Source organism: Streptomyces sp. NPDC020801, assembly GCF_044334385.1.
Taxonomy (GTDB): Bacteria; Actinomycetota; Actinomycetes; order Streptomycetales; family Streptomycetaceae; genus Streptomyces.
The window spans coordinates 429,096-451,002 of the sequence record NZ_JBIRST010000003.1 but is presented as its reverse complement, the minus strand read 5'-3'; the positions used below and the strand labels follow the sequence as shown (position 1 = coordinate 451,002).

The following is a 21,907-nucleotide window of genomic DNA, read 5'->3' as shown; positions in this document are numbered from 1 at the left end:
AGGGACGCGTGGGACCTTCACGGCCGACGTACAGCGGAGGCGGAGATGCCCGGTAGCCCCGGCAGCCGCACCGGCCGGCCGCCCGTGCAGCGCGCCGTCAAGCGGCCCGCCGTCTCCCGATCTCCGCGCGGCGGCTCCGCGCGGAGCCTCGTGGTGCGGGCGCGCAAGGCCTGGGACCGGCCGCTCACCGCGTACTACCTGATCCTCGGCGGCAGTCTGCTGATCACCGTGCTGGGTCTGGTGATGGTCTACTCGGCCTCCCAGATCACCGCGCTGCAGATGGCGCTGCCGGGGTCTTACTTCTTCCGCAAGCAGCTGCTCGCGGCCGTGATCGGCGCCGGGCTGCTGCTGGCCGCCTCCCGTATGCCGGTGAAACTGCACCGGGCGCTCGCCTACCCGATCCTGGCGGGCGCGGTGTTCCTGATGGCCCTGGTGCAGGTGCCCGGGATAGGGATGTCGGTCAACGGCAACCAGAACTGGATCTCGCTCGGCGGCTCCTTCCAGATCCAGCCCAGCGAGATCGGCAAGCTGGCGCTGGTGCTGTGGGGCGCCGACCTGATCGCGCGCAAGCAGGAGCGGCGGCTGCTCATGCAGTGGAAGCACATGCTGGTGCCGCTCGTCCCGGTCGCCTTCCTGCTGCTCGGTCTGATCATGCTCGGCGGCGACATGGGCACCGCCATCATCCTCACCGCGATCCTCTTCGGCCTGCTGTGGCTGGCCGGCGCGCCCACCCGCCTGTTCGTGGGCGTGCTGTCGATGGCCGCCCTGATCAGTGTGATCCTGATCAAGACCAGCCCCAACCGCCTGGACCGGTTCGCCTGCGTCGGCTCCGCCGACGCGAGCAGGTGCTGGCAGGCGGTGCACGGCATCTACGCCCTCGCGTCCGGCGGAATCTTCGGCTCCGGGCTCGGCGCGAGTGTGGAGAAATGGGGCCAACTGCCCGAAGCCCACACCGACTTCATCTTCGCCGTCACCGGTGAGGAACTGGGCCTGGCGGGGACGCTGTCGGTGCTCGCCCTGTTCGCGGCTCTAGGCTATGCGGGCATCCGCGTGGCCGGACGCACGGAGGACCCCTTCGTGAGATACGCCGCGGGAGGCGTGACCACCTGGATCACCGCGCAGGCGGTGATCAACATCGGTGCGGTGCTCGGCCTGCTGCCGATCGCCGGCGTCCCGCTCCCGCTGTTCTCCTACGGAGGGTCCGCCCTGCTGCCGACCATGTTCGCCATCGGGCTGCTGATCGCCTTCGCGCGTGACGAGCCCGCTGCGCGGGCGGCCCTTGCCATGCGGCAACCTCGCTTTGGTAGAAAGCGGGCGGGAGGCTTGGCGGCCGGCCGGAAGTCCGGCCGGAAGCCCGGGCGCGCCTCCGGCCGGAAGCCCGACCGGGCCGCCGGCCGGGAGCCCGGCCGGGAGCCTCGGAGATGGAACACGATGCGACGGCGTGCCTCGGCGGCGCGCTCGTCCGGAGAGCGGTGAATTTCGGTGCATGTCGTACTCGCCGGCGGAGGTACCGCGGGCCACATCGAGCCCGCGCTCGCCCTCGCGGACGCCCTGCGCAGGCAGGACCCGACCGTGGGGATCACGGCCCTGGGCACTGAGCGCGGCCTGGAGACGCGGCTCGTTCCCGAGCGGGGCTACGAGCTCGCGCTGATCCCGGCGGTGCCGCTGCCACGCAAGCCCACCCCCGAGCTGATCACCGTGCCGGGCCGGCTGCGCGGCACGATCAAGGCGACCGAGCAGATCCTGGAGCGCACCAAGGCGGATGCCGTGGTCGGCTTCGGCGGCTATGTGGCCCTGCCCGGCTACCTGGCGGCCAAGCGGCTCGGCGTGCCGATCGTGATCCACGAGGCCAACGCCCGCCCGGGCCTGGCCAACAAGATCGGCTCGCGCTACGCCGCCCAGGTCGCCGTCTCCACCCCGGACAGCAAGCTCCGCAACGCCCGCTACATCGGCATCCCGCTGCGCCGTTCCATCGCCACCCTCGACCGGGCCGCGATGCGTCCCGAGGCGCGCGCGATGTTCGGGCTCGACCCGAACCTGCCCACGCTGCTGGTCTCCGGCGGCTCGCAGGGCGCCCGCCGGCTCAACGAGGTGGTCCAGCAGGTCGCGCCCTGGCTCCAGCAGGCGGGCATCCAGATCCTGCACGCGGTCGGCCCGAAGAACGAACTGCCGCAGGTGCACCAGATGCCTGGGATGCCCCCGTACATCCCGGTAAGTTATCTGGACCGGATGGACCTCGCGTACGCCGCGGCCGACATGATGCTCTGCCGTGCCGGCGCGATGACCGTGGCCGAACTCTCCGCCGTCGGGCTCCCGGCCGCCTACGTCCCGCTGCCCATCGGCAACGGCGAACAGCGGCTGAACGCCCAGCCGGTGGTCAAGGCCGGCGGCGGGCTGCTGGTCGACGACGCGGAACTCACCCCGGAGTGGGTGCAGCAGAACGTCCTGCCCGTGCTCGCCGACCCGCACCGGCTGTACGAGATGTCCCGCGCCGCGAGCGAGTTCGGCCGCCGGGACGCCGACGACCTGCTCGTCGGCATGGTGTACGAGGCGATCGCCTCGCGCCGTTAGGACCATATGCACGGAAGGGCAGGGAGTGTGGCCGGACCGACGACCGCCGAGCGCGGTGAACGCCAGCAGGAGTCGTCCGGTCCACCCCTGGTCCGCCGGCTGAGGCGGCTGCGCCGGCCCAGCGTTCGTACGATCGTCATCCTGGCGGCCGGTCTGGTGCTCCTCGCGGCCGGCGCCCTCTGGCTGCTCTACGGCTCGCAGTGGACGCGCGTGGAACGCGTATCCGTCTCCGGGACACGTGTCCTGACGACCGCGCAGGTGCGCGAAGCCGCCGAGGTTCCCCTCGGGGAGCCGCTGATTTCCGTCGACACCGATGCGATCGCGGCACGGCTGCGTCATGAATTGCCCCGAATTGACACGGTAGGGGTGGTTCGCTCGTGGCCTCGGGGAATCGAGCTGAAAGTGGTCGAGCGCACCCCGGTCATGGTGGAGGAAAAGGGCGGAAAGTTCGTCGAAGTGGACGATGAAGGTGTCCGATTCGCCACGGTTTCGCAGGCACCGAAAGGCGTACCCGCCCTGCAATTGTCCCTTTCCCGCTCCGGCTCGGCCGCCGCGAGCCTGCGGCGCTTCGGCGAAGGCCGGCTCGTGCGCGAGGCGGTCACGGTCGCCGGGCGGATTCCGGCCGCGGTCGCCCGCCGGACCCGCGTCCTCAAGGTTCGTACCTATGACGACATCTCCCTGGAGTTGAGCGGCGGGCGCACCGTCGCCTGGGGCAGCGGCGAGAACGGCGCCGAGAAGGCCCGTGCACTCACCGCTCTGATGAAAGCGGCGCCCGGCGCGCGGCACTTCGACGTCAGCGTTCCCACCGCCCCTGCGTCATCAGGGAGTTGACGCACATCAGCGCAGGCCAGCACCCTGGTTGGGCACCGCTATGGCTGATCACATAGGGTGAAAAGAAAAACGGGAGGTTCGGCGTGTTCGTTGAACGTGCGCCACTTGTCGACTTAGTGTCCTGTTCGGAAGAGTCCAGGGAACACACACACTGGTAACCCTAAACTTCAGGGTTAGGGTTCGGGTCGGCGTTCGGACCGTCCCATTCGGCATCTGCCGTCGGAGCGCGGGCATCCGCGTGGCGACGGCAACGTAATTCGAGGCGAGAGGCCTTCGACGTGGCAGCACCGCAGAACTACCTCGCAGTCATCAAGGTCATCGGTGTCGGCGGCGGTGGTGTCAATGCCATCAACCGGATGATCGAGGTCGGTCTCAAGGGCGTCGAGTTCATCGCCATCAACACCGACGCGCAGGCGCTGTTGATGAGCGACGCCGACGTCAAGCTCGACGTCGGCCGTGAACTCACCCGCGGACTCGGCGCCGGAGCCAATCCGGCCGTCGGCCGCAAGGCCGCCGAGGACCACCGCGAGGAGATCGAGGAGGTCCTCAAGGGGGCCGACATGGTCTTCGTGACGGCCGGTGAAGGCGGCGGCACCGGCACCGGCGGCGCGCCCGTCGTGGCCAACATCGCCCGCTCGCTGGGCGCACTCACCATCGGCGTGGTCACGCGCCCGTTCACCTTCGAGGGACGGCGCCGGGCGAACCAGGCCGAGGACGGCATCGCCGAGCTCCGCGAAGAGGTCGACACCCTCATCGTCATCCCCAACGACCGGCTGCTGTCCATCTCGGACCGCCAGGTCAGCGTGCTCGACGCGTTCAAGTCCGCGGATCAGGTGCTGCTGTCCGGTGTCCAGGGCATCACCGACCTGATCACCACGCCCGGCCTGATCAACCTCGACTTCGCCGACGTCAAGTCGGTCATGTCCGAGGCCGGCTCGGCCCTGATGGGCATCGGCTCGGCCCGCGGCGACGACCGCGCGGTGGCCGCCGCCGAGATGGCGATCTCCTCGCCGCTCCTCGAGGCATCCATCGACGGCGCCCGCGGCGTCCTGCTGTCCATCTCCGGCGGCTCCGACCTCGGCCTGTTCGAGATCAACGAGGCCGCCCAGCTGGTCAGCGAGGCCGCCCACCCCGAGGCCAACATCATCTTCGGCGCGGTCATCGACGACGCCCTCGGCGACGAGGTCCGGGTCACCGTGATCGCGGCCGGCTTCGACGGCGGCCAGCCGCCGGCCCGGCGGGACAACGTGCTCGGCTCGGCCTCCTCCTCGCCCCGCCGCGAGGAGCCCGCTCCGGCACGGCAGCCCGAGAGCCGCCCGACCTTCGGCTCGCTCGGCAGCGTGACGCCCAAGGAGGACCCGGAGCCCGCCGCCCCGGAGTCGACGGGCGACATGCCCGCCGCCACCCCGGCGGTGACGCCGGCGCCGCGGACCTACACGGACAGCGCGGCCGAGGAACTGGACGTACCGGACTTCCTCAAGTGATAAGCCAGCGCGACACCGTGAACGGCGCGCACTTCGCCTTCACCGACCGGTGGGGCGGGGTGAGCGCCGTTCCGTACGAGGAGCTCAACCTCGGCGGGGCGGTCGGCGACGACCCCGAGGCCGTACGGTCCAACCGCGAGCTGGCCGCCAAGTCGCTCGGGCTCGGCCCGGCCGCGGTGGTCTGGATGAACCAGGTGCACGGCGCGGACGTGGCGGTGGTCGAGGGGCCATGGGCGGCCGCGGCCGGCATTCCCGCCGTCGACGCGATCGTGACCAGGCGGCGGGGCCTGGCCCTCGCCGTGCTCACCGCGGACTGCACGCCGGTACTGCTCGCCGATCCGGTCGCCGGGATCGTCGCGGCCGCCCACGCGGGACGGCCCGGCATGGTGGCCGGGGTGGTCCCCGCCGTGATGCGCGCGATGACCGGGCTCGGCGCGGAGCCGGCCCGGATCGTCGCCCGCACCGGCCCCGCCGTCTGTGGACGGTGCTACGAGGTGCCGGAGGCGATGCGCGCCGAGGTGGCGGCCGTCGAGCCGGCGGCGTACGCCGAGACGAGTTGGGGCACACCGGCTCTCGATGTGAGCGCCGGAGTGCACGCGCAGCTCGAGCGCCTCGGGGTGCACGACCGGGAGCAGTCGCCGGTGTGCACGCTGGAGTCGGACGACCACTTCTCGTACCGCCGCGACCGCACCACCGGTCGGCTCGCGGGCTATGTCTGGCTGGACTGATGGGGCATGACGGACCGTAAGGACGAACTCGCCGGGAACCTGGCGAAGGTGGAGGAGCGCATCGCCGCCGCGTGCGCGGCCGCGGGCCGCCGGCGTGACGAGGTGACCCTGATCGTGGTCACCAAGACCTACGCGGCGGGCGATGTGCGGATCCTCTCGGAGCTCGGTGTGCGTCATGTCGCCGAGAACCGCGACCAGGAGGCGGCACCCAAAGCCGCCGCGTGTGCGGATTTGCCCCTTACTTGGCATTTTGTTGGTCAACTTCAGACCAACAAGGTCCGATCCGTGGTGGCTTACGCGGATGTCGTGCAGTCCGTCGACCGCTCCCGGCTGGTCACGGCGCTCTCGAAGGAGGCCGTGCGGGCCGGGCGCGAACTCGGCTGCCTCATCCAGGTCGCGCTGGACGCGGGTGAGGGTGGGCGCGGGGAACGCGGGGGCATCGCGCCCCGCGGAATCGAAGAGTTGGCCGAGCTCGTCGCCCGGTCCGAGGGACTGCGGCTCGACGGGCTGATGACCGTGGCCCCGCTGACCGGCGAATACGCGGGCCGTCAACGCGCCGCGTTCGAGCGGCTCATGGATTTGTCGACTGACCTGCGCAGGGCCCATCCGGCTGCCACCATGGTCTCGGCAGGGATGAGCGCGGACCTCGAACAGGCCGTGGCCGCCGGGGCGACACATGTACGCGTCGGCACCGCGGTACTCGGAGTCCGCCCCAGGCTCGGGTAACGTCGCCAGGAAGTCGGACCACAGCAGAAAATATGGTCAATACCGCCGAAGAAGGCGCAACGACCTCGTGGATCGCAGGCACTTGGCGGTCGTCAGCGGATCCACCACAGAGCGGAGGACTCAGAGCATGGCCGGCGCGATGCGCAAGATGGCGGTCTACCTCGGCCTCGTGGAGGACGATGGGTACGACGGCCGGGGTTTCGACCCCGATGACGACTTCGAACCCGAGCTGGACCCGGAGCCCGAGCGGGACCGCCGACGGCATGAGCCGCCGCACCAGCCGCATGTGACACACCAGCCCCAAAGGGATGAACCGGTGCGAGTGGTGCAGCCTCCGGCGCCGCGCGAGCCGGTGTCGCACGCCGCTTCGCTGGCGGCGGAATCCGGTCGCCCGGCGCGCATCGCGCCCGTGGCGTCCATCACACAAGAACGCGCGAGCCTGGAGAAGAACGCACCGGTGATCATGCCCAAGGTCGTGTCGGAACGTGAGCCGTACCGGATCACCACACTTCACCCCCGGACCTACAACGAGGCCCGTACCATCGGGGAACACTTCCGTGAGGGCACCCCGGTGATCATGAATCTGACTGAGATGGACGACACAGATGCGAAGCGACTTGTCGACTTTGCGGCCGGTTTGGTGTTTGGTCTTCACGGCAGCATCGAGCGGGTGACGCAGAAGGTGTTCCTGTTGTCGCCTGCTAACGTCGATGTCACGGCGGAGGACAAGGCCCGCATCGCAGAGGGCGGGTTCTTCAACCAGAGCTGAGACGCACCACCGGAAACAGGCACGGAACAGGGGAGAGGGAAGCACCGATCATGGGCGTGGCCATGGAGGTTCTCTACATCGCGCTGATGGTGTTCCTCATCGTGCTCATCTTCCGGCTGGTCATGGACTACGTGTTCCAGTTCGCCCGCTCGTGGCAACCCGGCAAGGCGATGGTGGTCGTTCTGGAGGCCACCTACACTGTCACCGATCCACCGCTGAAGCTTCTGCGGCGGTTCATCCCGCCGCTGCGTCTCGGGGGCGTGGCGCTCGACCTGTCCTTCTTCGTACTGATGATCATCGTCTACATCCTGATCTCCGTCGTGGGGAACCTCGCGAGGTGACTGTGGACGATACGGTCTTGCCGACTGCCGATGACTACGTTGAGGTGAAGAGATGCCGTTGACCCCCGAGGACGTGCGGAACAAGCAGTTCACGACCGTCCGCCTCCGAGAAGGCTATGACGAGGACGAGGTCGATGCCTTCCTCGACGAGGTCGAAGCCGAGCTGACCCGCCTGCTCCGCGAGAACGAGGACCTGCGTGCCAAGCTGGCCGCGGCCACGCGCGCTGCTGCCCAGAACCAGCAGAACATGCGCAAGCCTCCGGAGGACCAGCAGCAGCACCCTCAGCAGCAGGGCATGCGAGGTCCCGGCGCTCCGGTGCCCGCCGGCATATCGGGCCCGCCGCAGCAGCAGATGGGCGGCCCCATGGGTGGCCCGCCCCAGCTGCCGAGCGGTGCCCCGCAGCTGCCCGCCGGCCCGAGCGGGCAGGGCCCCCAGGGCCAGGGTCCGATGGGCCAGGGTCCGATGGGCCAGGGTCCCGGCCCGATGCAGGGCCAGATGGGTCCCGGCCCGATGCAGGGCCAGATGGGTCCCGGCCCGATGCAGGGCCAGATGGGTCCCGGCCCGATGGGCGGCCCCATGGGCGGCCCCGGTCCGATGGGTCAGGGTCCCGGTGGCGACAGCGCCGCGCGCGTGCTGTCGCTGGCTCAGCAGACCGCCGACCAGGCGATCGCCGAGGCGCGTTCCGAGGCCAACAAGATCGTCGGTGAGGCGCGTTCGCGTGCCGAGGGTCTGGAGCGGGACGCCCGTGCCAAGGCCGACGCCCTGGAGCGGGACGCGCAGGAGAAGCACCGCGTCGCGATGGGCTCCCTGGAGTCCGCCCGCGCCACGCTGGAGCGCAAGGTCGAGGACCTGCGCGGCTTCGAGCGCGAGTACCGTACGCGGCTGAAGTCGTACCTGGAGTCGCAGCTGCGTCAGCTGGAGACCCAGGCCGACGACTCGCTGGCCCCGCCGCGGACTCCGGCGACCGCGTCGCTGCCGCCGTCCCCGGCGCCCTCCATGGCCCCGGCCGGTGCGAGCGCCCCGTCGTACGGCGGTAACCAGACGATGGGCGGCGCGCCCGGCCCGTCCGGGCCGTCCTACGGTGGTCAGCAGCAGATGTCCCCGGCGATGACCCAGCCGATGGCACCGGTGCGTCCGCAGGGCCCGTCCCCGATGGGCCAGGCCCCCTCGCCGATGCGTGGCTTCCTGATCGACGAGGACGACAACTGACGGCCCCGGTGACGGGTCCATGTGACGAGATGGGCGTCGGCAGCCTGTGAGAACGGCCCCGGAGGGTTCCCCCCTCCGGGGCCGTTCTCGTGGACGCGTGCGGGACCTGGCGGCGCGGGACCGTAGCGGCGACGACCGGCAGGCGGCTCCGCCCGCCCGGGCGTGCTCAGCCACCCCCGCCCGTCCCCGATCGAACACCCTCACCACCGGCGGGGGCGGCCGGTGGCGCCCAGGCGGGCGGAGCCCCACCGAGGCGGGAGGGCAGGGGCGGCGGGGGCGAACACCGTTGGTGCCGCCCCCGCCGTGGGTCATGCCTTGCGCAGGCGGAACGTCAGGGACAGGCCCTCGTCGGTGAAGACGCCCCCGTACGTGCCGTCCGCCTCGCCCTGGGCGAAGTCCGTGGCCAGGACCTCCTCGGCGATCAGGCCGGCATGCTCGCTCAGGGCCGCGATCGTCGCCGGGTCCGTCGCGGTCCAGCGCAGCGCGATCCGGTCGGCCACGTCGAGGCCGCTGTTCTTGCGGGCCTCCTGGATCAGACGGATCGCGTCCCGGGCCAGGCCCGCCCGGCGCAGCTCCTGCGTGATCTCCAGGTCCAGCGCGACGGTGGCTCCCGCGTCGGAGGCCACCGACCAGCCCTCGCGCGGGGTCTCCGTGATGATCACCTCGTCGGGCGCGAGAGTGACCGTCTCACCGCCGACCTCGACCGACGCCGTGCCCTCGCGCAGCGCGAGCGACAGGGCGGCCGCGTCGGCGCCCGCGATGGCCTTGGCGACGTCCTGGACCTGCTTGCCGAAGCGCTTGCCCAGCGCCCGGAAGTTGGCCTTGGCGGTGGTGTCCACCAGGGACCCGCCGACCTCGCTCAGCGAGGCCAGGGAGGCCACGTTCAGCTCCTCCGTGATCTGGGCGTGCAACTCGGTGTCCAGGGACTCGAAACCCGCCGCGGCGATGAGCGCGCGGGACAGCGGCTGGCGGGTCTTGACGCCCGACTCGGCGCGCGTGGCGCGGCCCAGCTCCACGAGCCGGCGTACCAGCACCATCTGCCGCGACAGCTCCGGGTCGATCGCGGACAGGTCCGCCTCGGGCCAGGACGCCAGGTGCACCGACTCCGGCGCGCCCGGCGTCACCGGCGCCACCAGGTCCTGCCAGACCCGCTCGGTGATGAACGGGGTCAGCGGGGCCATCAGCCTGGTCACCGTCTCGACGACCTCGTGCAGCGTGCGCAGCGCCGCCTTGTCACCCTGCCAGAACCGGCGGCGCGAGCGGCGGACGTACCAGTTGGACAGGTCGTCGACGAACGCCGACAGCAGCTTGCCGGCGCGCTGGGTGTCGTACGCCTCCAGAGCCTGGGTGACCTGGTCGGTCAGCGCGTGCAGCTCGCTCAGCAGCCAGCGGTCCAGCAGCGGGCGGTCGGCCGGGGCCGGGTCGGCACCGCTCGGCGCCCAGGCGGACGTACGGGCGTACAGGGCCTGGAAGGCGACCGTGTTCCAGTAGGTGAGGAGCGTCTTGCGCACGACCTCCTGGATGGTGCCGTGGCCCACGCGGCGGGCCGCCCACGGGGAGCCGCCGGCCGCCATGAACCAGCGCACCGCGTCCGCGCCGTGCTGGTCCATGAGCGGGATCGGCTGGAGGATGTTGCCCAGGTGCTTGGACATCTTCCGGCCGTCCTCGGCCAGGATGTGGCCCAGGCACACGACGTTCTCGTACGAGGACTTGTCGAAGACCAGCGTGCCGACCGCCATCAGTGTGTAGAACCAGCCGCGGGTCTGGTCGATGGCCTCGCTGATGAACTGCGCCGGGTAGCGCGACTCGAACAGTTCCTTGTTCTTGTAGGGGTAGCCCCACTGGGCGAACGGCATCGAACCCGAGTCGTACCAGGCGTCGATGACCTCCGGCACGCGGGTCGCGGTCTTCCCGCAGCGGGGACAGGCGAAGGTGACGTCGTCGATGTAGGGGCGGTGCGGGTCCAGCTCCGACTGGTCGGTGCCGGTCAGCCCGGTCAGCTCCGCACGGGAGCCGACACAGGTGAGGTGGTCGTCCTCGCAGCGCCAGATCGGCAGCGGGGTGCCCCAGTAGCGGTTGCGCGACAGCGCCCAGTCGATGTTGTTGTTCAGCCAGTCGCCGTACCGGCCGTGCTTGACCGTGTCCGGGAACCAGTTGGTCTTCTCGTTCTCCTGCAGCAGGCGGTCCTTGATCGCCGTGGTGCGGATGTACCAGGACGGCTGCGCGTAGTACAGCAGCGCGGTGTGGCAGCGCCAGCAGTGCGGGTAGCTGTGCTCGTACGGCAGGTGCTTGAAGAGCAGGCCGCGGGTGGCGAGGTCTTCGGTGAGCTTCTCGTCCGCCTTCTTGAAGAAGACGCCGCCGACCAGCGGGACGTCCTCCCCGAAGGTGCCGTCGGGACGGACGGGGTTGACGACCGGCAGGCCGTAGGAGCGGCAGACCCTGAGGTCGTCCTCACCGAAGGCGGGGGACTGGTGGACCAGACCCGTGCCGTCCTCGGTGGTGACGTACTCGGCGTTGACCACGTAGTGCGCCGGCTCGGTGCTGTGCCCATTGGTTCCCTCGCTGACGCCCGGGAACTCCACGAGCTCGAAGGGACGCTGGTACCTCCAGCGCTCCATCTCGGCGCCGGTGAAGGTCCGGCCGGTGGTCTCCCAGCCCTCGCCGAGCGCCTTGCCGAGAAGCGGCTCGGCGACGACGAGCTGCTCCTCGCCGTTGGTCGCGACGACGTAGGTGACCTCGGGGTGCGCGGCGACCGCGGTGTTGGACACCAGCGTCCAGGGGGTCGTCGTCCACACCAGGAGCGCGGCCTGCCCGGCCAGCGGACCGGAGGTCAGCGGGAACCGGACGTAGACCGAGGGGTCGACGACCGTCTCGTAGCCCTGGGCCAGCTCGTGGTCCGACAGCCCGGTGCCGCAGCGCGGGCACCAGGGGGCGACGCGGTGGTCCTGGACCAGCAGGCCCTTGTTGAAGATCTCCTTCAGCGACCACCAGACCGACTCGATGTACTCGGGGTCCATCGTGACGTAGGCGTCGTCGAGGTCGACCCAGTAGCCCATGCGGGTGGTCAGGTCGGAGAAGGCGTCGGTGTGCCGGAGCACGGACTGGCGGCACCTGGCGTTGAATTCGGCGATGCCGTACGCCTCGATGTCCTTCTTGCCGCTGAAGCCGAGCTCCTTCTCGACCGCCAGCTCGACGGGCAGGCCGTGGCAGTCCCAGCCGGCCTTGCGCGCCACGTGGTAGCCGCGCATGGTGCGGAACCGGGGGAAGACGTCCTTGAAGACGCGTGCCTCGATGTGGTGGGCGCCCGGCATGCCGTTGGCGGTGGGCGGGCCTTCGTAGAACACCCACTCGGGGCGGCCCTCGGACTGCTCCAGGCTCTTGGCAAAGATCTTCTGCTCGCGCCAGAAGTCGAGCACGGCGTGCTCGAGCGCGGGCAGGTCGACCTGGGCGGGCACCTGGCGGTACTGCGTCATCGATCTTCCTCCGGCGGACGTACTGCCTTCCGTCGGAGGGACGAGAGCCTTTGAGCTGTCCACGCCGTGTGCGGCGCGCTCCCGCGGTACCACCCTCCTTGGCTCCCCGGTGCGCCCTGCGCTCCGACGAGCCCCCTCATTGGGGTCGCGATGCCGGTTCTACTGGCCCCCGCCGCTGCGCTGGGGCGTTCTTCCGGCGGCTCCGGGGTGATCTTCACGCCGCGCTCGCCCCCGGGCTCACACCGTCCCCGGGTCGCTCTGGGCTGCGTACGCCGCTACTCGTCCCCATCCACGCTTTTCGCTCCGCCCAGTGTACGGCGCCCCGGGGACAGCGGCCGACCGGTTTTCCGGGCGTGGGGGCGGGGCTGGGGCACCGGCCCGGCCGGGTGCGCGTTGACCCGAATGGAGAGGGGCGTTTGGTCGGATCGTAGGACGTGCAGCTGGTCGGATTACCCGGCGAAGAGCTGGGCACAACGCATGCATGCCGGCCGAGCGGTACGCGCGAGGCGGGCGAATCGGGCGGCGTGCCCCGTTGCCGCGGGACTCGAGTCGATTTATCGTCCCAGCACGATTCGCGAGCAAGATCACAATATGTGAAGGGGCCGCGGCCATGGTGGCGAAGAAGACCGCCGAGCAGTCGCCGTCCGGCAGGTCCCGGCATACCGGTGCCTCCGGCGGCGCGGCCAGGAATGTGAGCGGAAAGAAGAGCACCCAGGGCGGGGCCACGACCCGTGCCGCGAGGACGGCGAAGCCCGGGGCGCGCGAGAGGACGGCCGCTTCCGGGGGCGCGACCGCGAAGGAGCCGGTCATGAAGAAGGCGGCGACGACCGGAACACCGGCCACGACCCGGCCCGCGAAGGAGAAGACCGGGGGCAGGACGGCGGCGAGGACCGGCGTGGAGAAGACGGCCACCGCACCGGAGACCGGGCGCAGGAGCACCGCACCCGGCCAGGCGCCGGCAGCGGCGGCGCCTGCTGCTGCGGCGCCTCCTGCGGGCCACGCACAGGGACACGCACAGAAGCCGGCGACGAAGCGGGCTGCCTCCAAACGGACGGCGGCCGGGAAGGCGACGGCGGCCGGGAAGGCGACGGCCGGGAGCACGGCCGGGAAGGCGACGGCCGCGAAGACGGCGGCCGGGAGTACGGCGGCGGGGAAGGCGACGGCGGCGAAGGAGTACACGGTCACGGAGGCCCGGGCCGGGAGCACCACGGCCAAGAAGGCCCCCGGCAAGGAATCCGGCGGCCGCAGTGCCGTGGACGGCAGGGCGGTCGCCGAGGAATCCGCCTCCAGGGGGAAGGCGGCGCGCAGGACGGCAGCCGGGGAAACCGGGGCGCGGGGGACGGCGGCCAGGAGGGCCGGCGTCAGGAAGCCCGCGGCCGCCGGGAGTGCGGCCGGCAAGGACACCGCGGGCGGGACCGCGCCCACCCGGGCCGCCGCGAGGAGCAGTGCCCCCGCGCGGGGTGAGGGCGGGGCGGGTGTGGGCAGGAAGAGCACGGCCAAGAAGGTGGGCGCGGCGCAGGCCGCGAAGCAGACGGGAGCCACGACGGTGGTTGCGAAGAAGACTCCTGGCACGGCCGCGGCGGCCAAGACCGCCGTCCCCAAGGCACGTGTCGCCGCGGTGGTGGAGCCGGGCGACCTCGCGGTGCGCCCGGGCGAGGCCCCCTGGACCCCGGAGGAGGTGTCGGAGGCCCGCGCGGAGCTGCAGACCGAGATGGAGCGGCTGCGTGCCGAGATCAGCTCGTCCGAGGAGTCCCTGGCGGGCCTGATGCGGGACTCCGGCGACGGCGCCGGCGACGACCAGGCGGACACCGGCACCAAGAACATCACGCGCGAGCACGAGCTGGCGCTCGCCGCCAACGCGCGCGAGATGCTCACCCAGACCGAGCGCGCGCTGGACCGGCTGGACGCGGGCACCTACGGCCTGTGCGAGAACTGCGGCAACGCCATCGGCAAGGCCCGTATGCAGGCCTTCCCGCGGGCCACCCTGTGCGTGGAGTGCAAGCAGAAGCAGGAACGCCGGTACTGAGCGCGAAAATCGGGCGCACCGGGCGGGCGGCCGCGTGGTTCCGTGCCGCCCGGCGCCCGGACGCCTCCTGAGCACGTCGGACGGGGCAGGCGTGCCGTACTCTCGTCCTCAGTCAGGTAACTAGGCTGAGGGACTCACGTGGCAGAGGCGGAGCGCATCATCGGTACGCCGGACACCCCGGACGCGGCACGGGCGGGCCAGGAGCGGCCCGGCGGCGACGCCGCGCCGGGCGGGCGGTCCGGTGCCGAGGCGGCCGGGACCCGGGCCGGCGGGCCCGGCACCGAGGGTACGGCGGCGGACGGTGCGGCACAGACGTTCGACACGGCGTCCCATGCGGGTGCGCGGCAGACTCCCGCCACGGAGGAGCGGCCCCGGGGCAGGCGCCGGATCGCCGTGCTGTTCGCGGTCGCGGCGTTCGCGTACGCCCTCGACCTGATCAGCAAGCTGATCGTGGTCGCCAGGCTGGAGCACCACGCGTCGATCAGGATCGTCGGGGACTGGCTGCAGCTCGAGGCGATCCGCAACCCGGGCGCCGCCTTCGGCTTCGGCGAGGCCTTCACCGTGATCTTCACGGTGATCGCGGCCGCCGTGATCGTGGTGATCGCCCGGCTCGCGCGCAAGCTCTACAGCCTGCCCTGGGCGATCGCCCTCGGCCTGCTGCTCGGTGGCGCGCTGGGCAACCTGACCGACCGGATCTTCCGCTCGCCGGGCGTCTTCGAGGGCGCGGTCGTCGACTTCATCGCCCCCAAGCACTTCGCCGTGTTCAATCTCGCCGACTCGGCGATCGTCTGCGGCGGCATCCTGATCGTGCTGCTCTCCTTCCGCGGTCTGGACCCGGACGGCAGCGTCCACAAGGACTGAGCGCTCCGCACTCGGTGCCGGCGCCGGGGGTCCGGTTCCGGCCGCTCCGCAGCGGGCGCGCCGCGCGGACCGCGGCGCGACCATGTGGACAGGTGTGCGTTCGCGAGGCCGAAGGCGAGGTGGCTCCCCATGGCGGAATCGGGGATCGATTACCGCGCGGTCTTCGAGGCGCTCCCCGGCGCCGTGGCCCTGCTGACCCCCGAGCTGGTCTACGCCGACGTCAACGACGCGTATTGCGCAGTCTCGGGGCGCACCCGCGACCAGCTCGTGGGCCGGTACCTCTTCGGCGTCTTCCCGGACAACCCCGGCGACCCCGGCGCCACCGGATCGCGCAACCTGCGCGCCTCCCTGGCCCGCGTGCTGGCCACCGGCGAGCGCGACAGCATGGCGCTGCAACGCTACGACGTCGAGGACCTGGAACGCCCCGGTCACTGGGACGAGCGGTACTGGAGTCCGGTCAACAGCCCCGTCGCCGGCCCCGACGGCAAGGTGGTCCTGATCGTCCACCGGGTCGAGGAGGTCACCGAGCTTCTCCAGGCGCGCGGCACCGACCACGGCCGCAGGCGGCAGCTGGAGGCGGAGCTGTTCACCCGGGCACGGGAACTGCAGGAGCTCAACGAAGGGCTGCGCCGGGCCCACGCCAAGGAGCGCCGGGTGGCCCTGGCGCTCCAGGAGGCGATGCTGCCTCCGCTGCGGCCCCTGGCCGGTCACCGCGCCGCCGTCCGCTACCGGCCCGCGATCGGCTCGCTGAACGTGTGCGGTGACTGGTACGACCTGGTGGAGCTGTCCGAGGACCGGCTGACCGTGGCCGTCGGCGACGTGGTCGGCCACGGACTGGCCGCCGCCTGCGCCATGGGCCAGCTCCGCAGCGCCCTCAGCGCGGCCTCCTGCGTCGCCCGCGGTCCGGCCCAGGCCCTCGACGCGCTCGGCCTGTACGCCCGCAGCGTCGAGGGCGCCGAGGGCACCACCGTCGTCAGCATCTTCGTCGACTGCGCCGCCCGCACCCTCACCTACAGCAGCGCCGGGCATCTGCCGCCCGCCCTGCTCACCCCGGACGGCGCCGTCGACTTCCTCGACCGGGCGACCGACCCGCCGCTCGGCGTCCGCATCGAGCCCGTGCCCCGCCCCGAGGCCATCCGTTCCTTCACCGAAGGCAGCACGCTCGTCTGCTACACCGACGGCCTCGTCGAACGCCGCGACGAGGACATCGACCACGGCCTGGAACGTCTCGCCGAGCGCCTGCGGCGGCACCGGGCCGCGGACCCCGGCGAACTGGCCGACCGGCTGCTGACCGACCTGCTCGGCACCTCCGGCGCCCGTGACGACACCGCCCTCGTCGTCGTCCGCCTGTAGCGGCGGGCGCCTGGCGGCGGGCCGGCCCGCGGTGACGGAGGACGGGCGCGCGGTGCTGTCCGAGCCGTCCGGCATACTCGACGGGTGAGCACGATTCCCGAGATCCGTACCCTGCCCGTGCCCGACGGCCTGGAGGGCGAGCGCGTCGACGCCGCCATCTCCCGAATGTTCGGCTTCTCCCGTACCAAGGCGGCGGAGCTGGCCGCCGCCGGGAAGGTGCTGGTCGACGGCTCGGTGGTCGGCAAGTCCGAGCGGGTGAGCGGCGGGGCCTGGCTGGAGGTCGAGATGCCGCAGGCGCCCGCGCCGGTGCAGGTGGTCGCCGAGCCGGTCGAGGGCATGGAGATCGTGCACGACGACGACGACGTGGTCGTGATCGTCAAGCCGGTCGGCGTGGCCGCGCACCCGTCGCCGGGCTGGTCCGGCCCCACGGTGATCGGCGGGCTGGCGGCGGCCGGCTACCGGATCTCCACGTCCGGCGCCGCCGAGCGCCAGGGCATCGTCCACCGCCTCGACGTCGGCACCTCCGGCCTGATGGTGGTCGCCAAGTCCGAGTACGCGTACACATCGCTCAAGCGCCAGTTCAAGGAGCGCACGGTCGACAAGCGGTACCACACCCTGGTCCAGGGCCACCCGGACCCGACCAGCGGCACCATCGACGCGCCCATCGGCCGGCACCCGAACCACGACTACAAGTGGGCGGTCACCGCCGACGGCAAACCCTCGGTGACCCACTACGACCTGATCGAGGCCTTCCGCGCGGCCTCCCTGCTCGACGTGAAGCTGGAGACCGGGCGCACCCACCAGATCCGCGTCCACATGGCCGCCCACCGTCACCCGTGCGTCGGCGACCTGACCTACGGTGCCGATCCCACGCTCGCCAAGCGGCTCGGGCTGACCCGCCAGTGGCTGCACGCCGTACGGCTCGGCTTCGAGCATCCCGGCGAGGGGCAGTGGGTGGAGTTCACCAGCGACTACCCGCAGGACCTGCAGAAGGCGCTGGACCAGGTCCGCGAGGAGACGTACGGATGAGCCTGCCGGCCGTGTCGTACGACGTGCGTGTCGCCGAGGACCCCGCCGACCGCGAGGCGTGCTTCTCGGTGCGCAGGCGGGTCTTCATCGTCGAGCAGCGCGTCCCCGAGGAGATCGAGTACGACGCCTACGACACCGTGGCCGTGCACGTGCTCGCCGTCCGCGACGACGGGGTGCCGCTCGGCACCGGCCGGCTGCTGCACGGCGAGGCCGCCGCCGCGAAGACCGGCGGCGAGCTGTCGGTGGGGTCGCTGGGGCGGCTCGCCGTGGCCGAGGAGGCCCGCGGGCTGGGCGTCGGCGTGGCCCTGGTGCATGCCGTCGAGGACGCGGCACGCGCGCGTGGGCTGACGGCGGTGGACCTGCACGCGCAGACGCACGCGCTCGGTTTCTACGAGCGCCTCGGCTACCAGGCGTACGGCCCGGAGTTCCCGGACGCGGGTATCCCGCACCGGGCGATGCGGCGCTCGCTGTAGCGGACGGCCACCGCCGACACCACGGACGACACCACGGACGGTGTCGCACAAGCGCAGGTGGGAACAGTGACGTGGCAGGCTTGAGGCCTGCCCTGTGAACGTCTGGACCACCGGAGCGCTGACCTTGGATCAGTTGGCCCTGCTGTTCGTCCTCTTGCTCGGGGCCGTGGTGAGCGTGCCCGTCGGGGACCGCTTCGGGCTGCCGTCTCCGGTGCTGATGACCCTGCTCGGGATCGTGCTCGCGCTGCTCGACTTCGTGCCCAACGTGAACATCCCGCCCGACCTGATCCTGCCCGCCCTGCTGCCGCCGCTGCTCTACGCCGCCGTACGGCGCACCTCCTGGCGCCAGTTCGCGGCCAACAGGCGGCCGATCTTCCTGCTGGCCGTGGCGCTGGTGTTCGTGACCATGGTGTGCGTGGCCGCCGTCGCCCAGGCGATCGTGCCCGGGCTGCCGCTCGCCGCAGCCGTGGCGCTCGGCGCGCTGGTCGCCCCGCCCGACCCGGTCGCCGCGACCGCCGTCGCCGGACAGCTCGGGCTGCCGCGCCGGCTGGTGTCGATCCTGGAGGGCGAGGGCCTGTTCAACGACGTCACGGCCATCGTGCTCTACCACGTGGCGATCGCCGCCGCCGTCAGCGGTTCGTTCTCGCCCTGGCGCGCCGGGCTGGACCTGGTGCTGTCCGCGGTGGTCGCGGTCGCCGTCGGGACGGCGCTCGGCTGGGGCACGTACAGGCTGATGGATCTGCTGGAGGACGCGACCCTGCAGATCGGGCTGACCCTGCTCGTGCCGTACGCCTCCTACGTCCTGGCCGAGGAGTTCCACGGCTCCGGCGTCCTCGCCGTGCTCACCACCGCGATGTTCCTGGCCGAGTACGCCACCGACGCCGACGACGTGATGACGCGGCTGGCCGGCCACACCGTCTGGGACGTCGTCGACACCCTCGTCACCGGGGTCGCCTTCGGTCTGGTCGGGCTGGAACTCCACAACGCCGTCCGGACGGCGTCCGGACGGTGGGGCGAGCTGCTCGGCTGGTCGGCCGCGGTCGTGGCCGTGGTCGTCCTGGTCCGGCTGCTGTGGCTGCTGCCGGCGACGTGGCTCACCAAGAAGCTGCACGCGCTGCGGGACTACGACGAGGAGATCCCGCTGAGCTGGCGGGAGACCGTCGTGATGTGGTGGGCCGGGATGCGGGGGGTGGCGTCGGTGGCGCTGGCACTGGCCATCCCGCTGCGGACGGACAGCGGCGCGCCCTTCCCGGACCGGGACGAGATCGTCTTCATCGCCTTCGGGGTGATCATGACGACGCTGGTGCTGCAGGGGCTCACGCTGCCGTCGCTGGTGAAGCGGCTGGGGGTACGGGCCGACACCGAGCGGGAGAAGGAGTTCGAGAAGCAGCTGGCGGTGCGGGCGGCCAAGGCGGCCAAGCGCCGGCTGAAGGAGATCGAGCAGGTGGAGGACCTGCCGGAGGAACTTTCCGAGCAGATGCAGCGGCGGGCCTTCGACATCGGCGTGCGGATCAGCCCGGACATCGGGGACGAGGAGCGGCGCGAGGCGCACGAGCACCGCGCGCGGCGGCTGAAGCGGGTGCGGCGCATCCAGAACGAGATGCTGAGCGCGGCCCGCCACGAGGTGCTGGCGGCACGGAGCGAACCCGGGGCCGACCCGGAGATCGTGGACCGGGTGCTGCGCCATCTCGATGTGCGCAGTCTGCGGTGACGTCCCGCCGCTGCGCTCTCGAATTGCCCTGCCGTGCTCCCGTGCGGCCCCAGGCCGTGTCCGGCAATTCTCGCCGGGCGGGCGGCGCCCGGCACGGTACCTCGCCGTGTTGCCGGATCACCCGACTACATCCAGTGCGCGGGCAATCCTCCGCCCTGCGATGCACCGCACCGGACGCCGCCCACTGATCCGACGCGAATTGTCGGACACGACCTAGGCTCGGGTCATGACTCGCAACGTGGTGATCAGTGGTGGCGGCACGGGGATCGGGCTCGCCGCGGCGCAGGCCTTCGCGGCCGGCGGGGACCGGGTCCTGCTGCTCGGGCGGCGGGGCGAGGTGCTGGAGAAGGCGCAGGTGCCCGGCGCGCTCACCTGCGCCGCGGACGTCGCCGACGTCTCGGGCGCGCGGGTCGCCGCCCGGTTCGTGGCCGACGAGCTCGGCGCGGTGGACGTGCTGATCCACGGCGCCGGAGGGTCCGGGCGGCTGGAGCCGCAGGTGGAGCGGGACGATCCGCTCGACCTCGTCGCTGACAACTGGATGGTCAACTTCCGAATCAACACGCTGAGCGCCGTCCTGCTCACCGAGGCCCTCAAGGACCGGCTCGCCGAGCCGGGCGGCCGGGTGCTGTTCCTCAGCTCCATCGCCGCCTACCGGGGCTCCGGCAGCGGCGCCTACGCGGGATGCAAGGCCGCCCTGCACCCCTACGCCCACGACCTGGCACGGCAGTTGGGGCCGCACGGCATCACGGTGAACGTGGTCGCCCCGGGATACATCGAGGACACCGACTTCTTCGGCAACGCGATGGACGAGGAGCAGCGCGCGCGGCGCATCGCCGAGACCTCCGACGGGCGTGCCGGGACGCCCGGGGACGTCGCGGCCACCCTCCACTGGCTCGCCTCCCCGGCCGCCGCCCACATCACCTCGCAGATCATCCAGGTCAACGGCGGCGCGGAACGCGGCCACTGAGCGGACGGCCGCGGCCGGCGGTCACCGGGCCGGCGGTCACCGGGCCGGCGGTCACGGGCCGGCGGTCACGGGCCGGCGGTCACCGGGCGCCGCCTGGGCCGCCCAGGGCCGGCTGCGCGGCGCCCGGCAGGCGGTGACCCGTCAGCCGTGGGGTGTGCCCGTCCTGTCCGGCGAGGGGCGCCAGAGGGCTCCGTCACGGGACGTCGGGTGGCCGTCGGGCCGGCCGCCGGGGTGGCGGCCCGGGAGCGGGGCCGCGTCGGCCGTGTTGACGCGGGGCAGGGCGTAGGGGTGCTGCTCGCCCAGCCAGCGGATCATCTCCTCGCGCACCGCGACCCGTACCGTCCAGATGTCGTCGGCGTCCTTCGCCGTCACCAGCGCCCGTACCTGGATGGTGTTCGGTGTGGTGTCCGTGACCTGCAGGCCGCAGGCGCGGCCGTCCCAGGCCGGGCATTGGCGCAGGATGTCGCGCAGCCTCTCGCGCATCTCCTCGACCGGCGCGGAGTGGTCGAGGTGCCAGTAGACGATGCCGGTCATCTGCGGGGTGCCGCGCGACCAGTTCTCGAACGGCTTGGACGTGAAGTACGACACGGGCATGGTGATCCGGCGCTCGTCCCAGGTCCGTACCGTCAGGAAGGTCAGCGTGATCTCCTCGACCGTGCCCCACTCGCCGTCCACGACCACGGTGTCACCGATGCGCACCATGTCGCCGAAGGCGATCTGCAGCCCGGCGAACATGTTGCTCAGCGTGGACTGCGCGGCGACACCGGCGACGATGCCGAGGATGCCGGCCGAGGCCAGCAGCGAGGCACCGGCCGCGCGCATCGCCGGGAAGGTCAGCAGCATCGAGGCCGCCGCCACCACGATGACGATCGCCGAGACCACACGCATGATCAGCTCGACCTGGGTGCGCACCCGCCGCACCCGCGCCGGATCCCGGTTGGCGCGGGCACTGGCGTAGCGCGAGTACGTGGTCTCCACTATCGCCCCGGTGATCCGGATCACCAGCCATGCCGCCGACCCGATCAGCACCAGGGTCAGCGTCCGGCCGATGCCGGCCTTGTGCTGCTCCAGCAGCTTGGCCTGGTCGTAGGAGCCTCTGAGCAGGGCGGCGCACAGGACGAGCTGGTAGGGGACGCGGGCGCGCCGCAGCAGTCCCCACAGGGGTGTCTCGTGGTGCCTTTCGTCGGCCTTGCGCAGCAGAAGGTCGGTGGCCCAGCCGATGACCAGGGTGAGCACGACCGAGCCGCCGACCACGATCAGGGGTCGGAGTACGTTCTCCATGCCTCCGCGCCTAACCGCCGAGGCGGGGACATGAACATGTGACTTCCGTCCCCTCCTGGATACGGCCGCCGGC

General features: G+C 71.7%; 18 protein-coding genes. 16 read left to right on the top strand and 2 right to left on the bottom strand.

What is annotated here, in order from left to right:
* Window positions 1-45: 45 nt before the first annotated feature.
* The 9 genes from ftsW (at window position 46) to ACH4UM_RS09395 (ending at window position 8,660) form a co-directional block, all read left to right on the top strand.
* Window positions 46-1,476, top strand: coding sequence for a putative lipid II flippase FtsW (ftsW, locus tag ACH4UM_RS09435; RefSeq protein ID WP_398175765.1), 1,431 nt, complete (start codon window positions 46-48; stop codon window positions 1,474-1,476).
* Between the two features lie 6 nt (window positions 1,477-1,482).
* Complete coding sequence (murG, locus tag ACH4UM_RS09430) at window positions 1,483-2,571, top strand: undecaprenyldiphospho-muramoylpentapeptide beta-N-acetylglucosaminyltransferase (RefSeq protein ID WP_398175763.1); 1,089 nt, start codon at window positions 1,483-1,485, stop codon at window positions 2,569-2,571.
* Between the two features lie 27 nt (window positions 2,572-2,598).
* Window positions 2,599-3,402 (top strand): cell division protein FtsQ/DivIB, encoded by an 804-nt coding sequence (locus tag ACH4UM_RS09425; RefSeq protein ID WP_398175761.1) that lies wholly within the window; start codon window positions 2,599-2,601, stop codon window positions 3,400-3,402.
* A 278-nt stretch (window positions 3,403-3,680) separates the two neighbouring features.
* Window positions 3,681-4,886 carry a cell division protein FtsZ gene (ftsZ, locus tag ACH4UM_RS09420; RefSeq protein WP_398175759.1) on the top strand — a complete coding sequence of 402 codons (1,206 nt, stop codon included), beginning with the start codon at window positions 3,681-3,683 and terminating at the stop codon, window positions 4,884-4,886.
* Window positions 4,883-5,614 carry a peptidoglycan editing factor PgeF gene (pgeF, locus tag ACH4UM_RS09415; protein WP_398175757.1) on the top strand — a complete coding sequence of 244 codons (732 nt, stop codon included), beginning with the start codon at window positions 4,883-4,885 and terminating at the stop codon, window positions 5,612-5,614. The genes ftsZ and pgeF overlap by 4 nt, the downstream gene beginning before the upstream one ends.
* Window positions 5,615-5,620: 6 nt before the next feature.
* Complete coding sequence (locus ACH4UM_RS09410; protein ID WP_398175755.1) at window positions 5,621-6,340, top strand: YggS family pyridoxal phosphate-dependent enzyme; 720 nt, start codon at window positions 5,621-5,623, stop codon at window positions 6,338-6,340.
* Window positions 6,341-6,467: 127 nt separating this feature from the next.
* Complete coding sequence (sepF, locus tag ACH4UM_RS09405; protein WP_398175753.1) at window positions 6,468-7,109, top strand: cell division protein SepF; 642 nt, start codon at window positions 6,468-6,470, stop codon at window positions 7,107-7,109.
* Window positions 7,110-7,159: 50 nt separating this feature from the next.
* The gene (locus tag ACH4UM_RS09400) at window positions 7,160-7,450 is read left to right on the top strand and encodes a YggT family protein (protein ID WP_398175751.1); all 291 of its coding nucleotides are present in this window, start codon (window positions 7,160-7,162) and stop codon (window positions 7,448-7,450) included.
* Window positions 7,451-7,502: 52 nt separating this feature from the next.
* On the top strand, window positions 7,503-8,660 hold the full coding sequence (locus ACH4UM_RS09395) for a DivIVA domain-containing protein (RefSeq protein WP_398175749.1): 1,158 nt from the start codon (window positions 7,503-7,505) through the stop codon (window positions 8,658-8,660).
* Window positions 8,661-8,968: 308 nt separating this feature from the next.
* Here ACH4UM_RS09395 and ileS read toward each other — a convergent pair whose 3' ends face one another.
* Complete coding sequence (gene ileS, locus ACH4UM_RS09390; protein ID WP_398175747.1) at window positions 8,969-12,133, bottom strand: isoleucine--tRNA ligase; 3,165 nt, start codon at window positions 12,131-12,133, stop codon at window positions 8,969-8,971.
* A 610-nt stretch (window positions 12,134-12,743) separates the two neighbouring features.
* On the opposite strand from ileS, the gene ACH4UM_RS09385 reads away from it, so the two are divergent.
* The 7 genes from ACH4UM_RS09385 to ACH4UM_RS09355 all read left to right on the top strand — a co-directional run bounded on the left by ACH4UM_RS09385 (window position 12,744) and on the right by ACH4UM_RS09355 (window position 20,553).
* Window positions 12,744-14,159, top strand: coding sequence for a TraR/DksA C4-type zinc finger protein (locus ACH4UM_RS09385; RefSeq protein WP_398175745.1), 1,416 nt, complete (start codon window positions 12,744-12,746; stop codon window positions 14,157-14,159).
* A 138-nt stretch (window positions 14,160-14,297) separates the two neighbouring features.
* Entirely contained in the window at window positions 14,298-15,020 is a 723-nt protein-coding gene (lspA, locus tag ACH4UM_RS09380; RefSeq protein WP_398175743.1) for a signal peptidase II, read from the top strand.
* Window positions 15,021-15,149: 129 nt separating this feature from the next.
* Window positions 15,150-16,373: a PP2C family protein-serine/threonine phosphatase gene (locus ACH4UM_RS09375; protein WP_398175741.1), complete on the top strand. Its 1,224-nt coding sequence runs from the start codon at window positions 15,150-15,152 to the stop codon at window positions 16,371-16,373.
* An 84-nt stretch (window positions 16,374-16,457) separates the two neighbouring features.
* A complete protein-coding gene (locus ACH4UM_RS09370; RefSeq protein ID WP_398175739.1) occupies window positions 16,458-17,402 on the top strand; it encodes an RluA family pseudouridine synthase in 945 nt (314 codons plus the stop codon).
* Window positions 17,399-17,875, top strand: a complete 477-nt coding sequence (locus ACH4UM_RS09365) for a GNAT family N-acetyltransferase (RefSeq protein WP_398175737.1) — start codon at window positions 17,399-17,401, stop codon at window positions 17,873-17,875. The genes ACH4UM_RS09370 and ACH4UM_RS09365 overlap by 4 nt, the downstream gene beginning before the upstream one ends.
* 124 nt (window positions 17,876-17,999) lie before the next feature.
* Entirely contained in the window at window positions 18,000-19,586 is a 1,587-nt protein-coding gene (locus tag ACH4UM_RS09360) for a Na+/H+ antiporter (protein ID WP_398175933.1), read from the top strand.
* A 226-nt stretch (window positions 19,587-19,812) separates the two neighbouring features.
* Window positions 19,813-20,553 carry an SDR family NAD(P)-dependent oxidoreductase gene (locus ACH4UM_RS09355; protein ID WP_398175735.1) on the top strand — a complete coding sequence of 247 codons (741 nt, stop codon included), beginning with the start codon at window positions 19,813-19,815 and terminating at the stop codon, window positions 20,551-20,553.
* 141 nt (window positions 20,554-20,694) lie between these two features.
* Here ACH4UM_RS09355 and ACH4UM_RS09350 read toward each other — a convergent pair whose 3' ends face one another.
* Complete coding sequence (locus ACH4UM_RS09350; RefSeq protein ID WP_398175733.1) at window positions 20,695-21,834, bottom strand: mechanosensitive ion channel family protein; 1,140 nt, start codon at window positions 21,832-21,834, stop codon at window positions 20,695-20,697.
* Window positions 21,835-21,907: the final 73 nt, after the last annotated feature.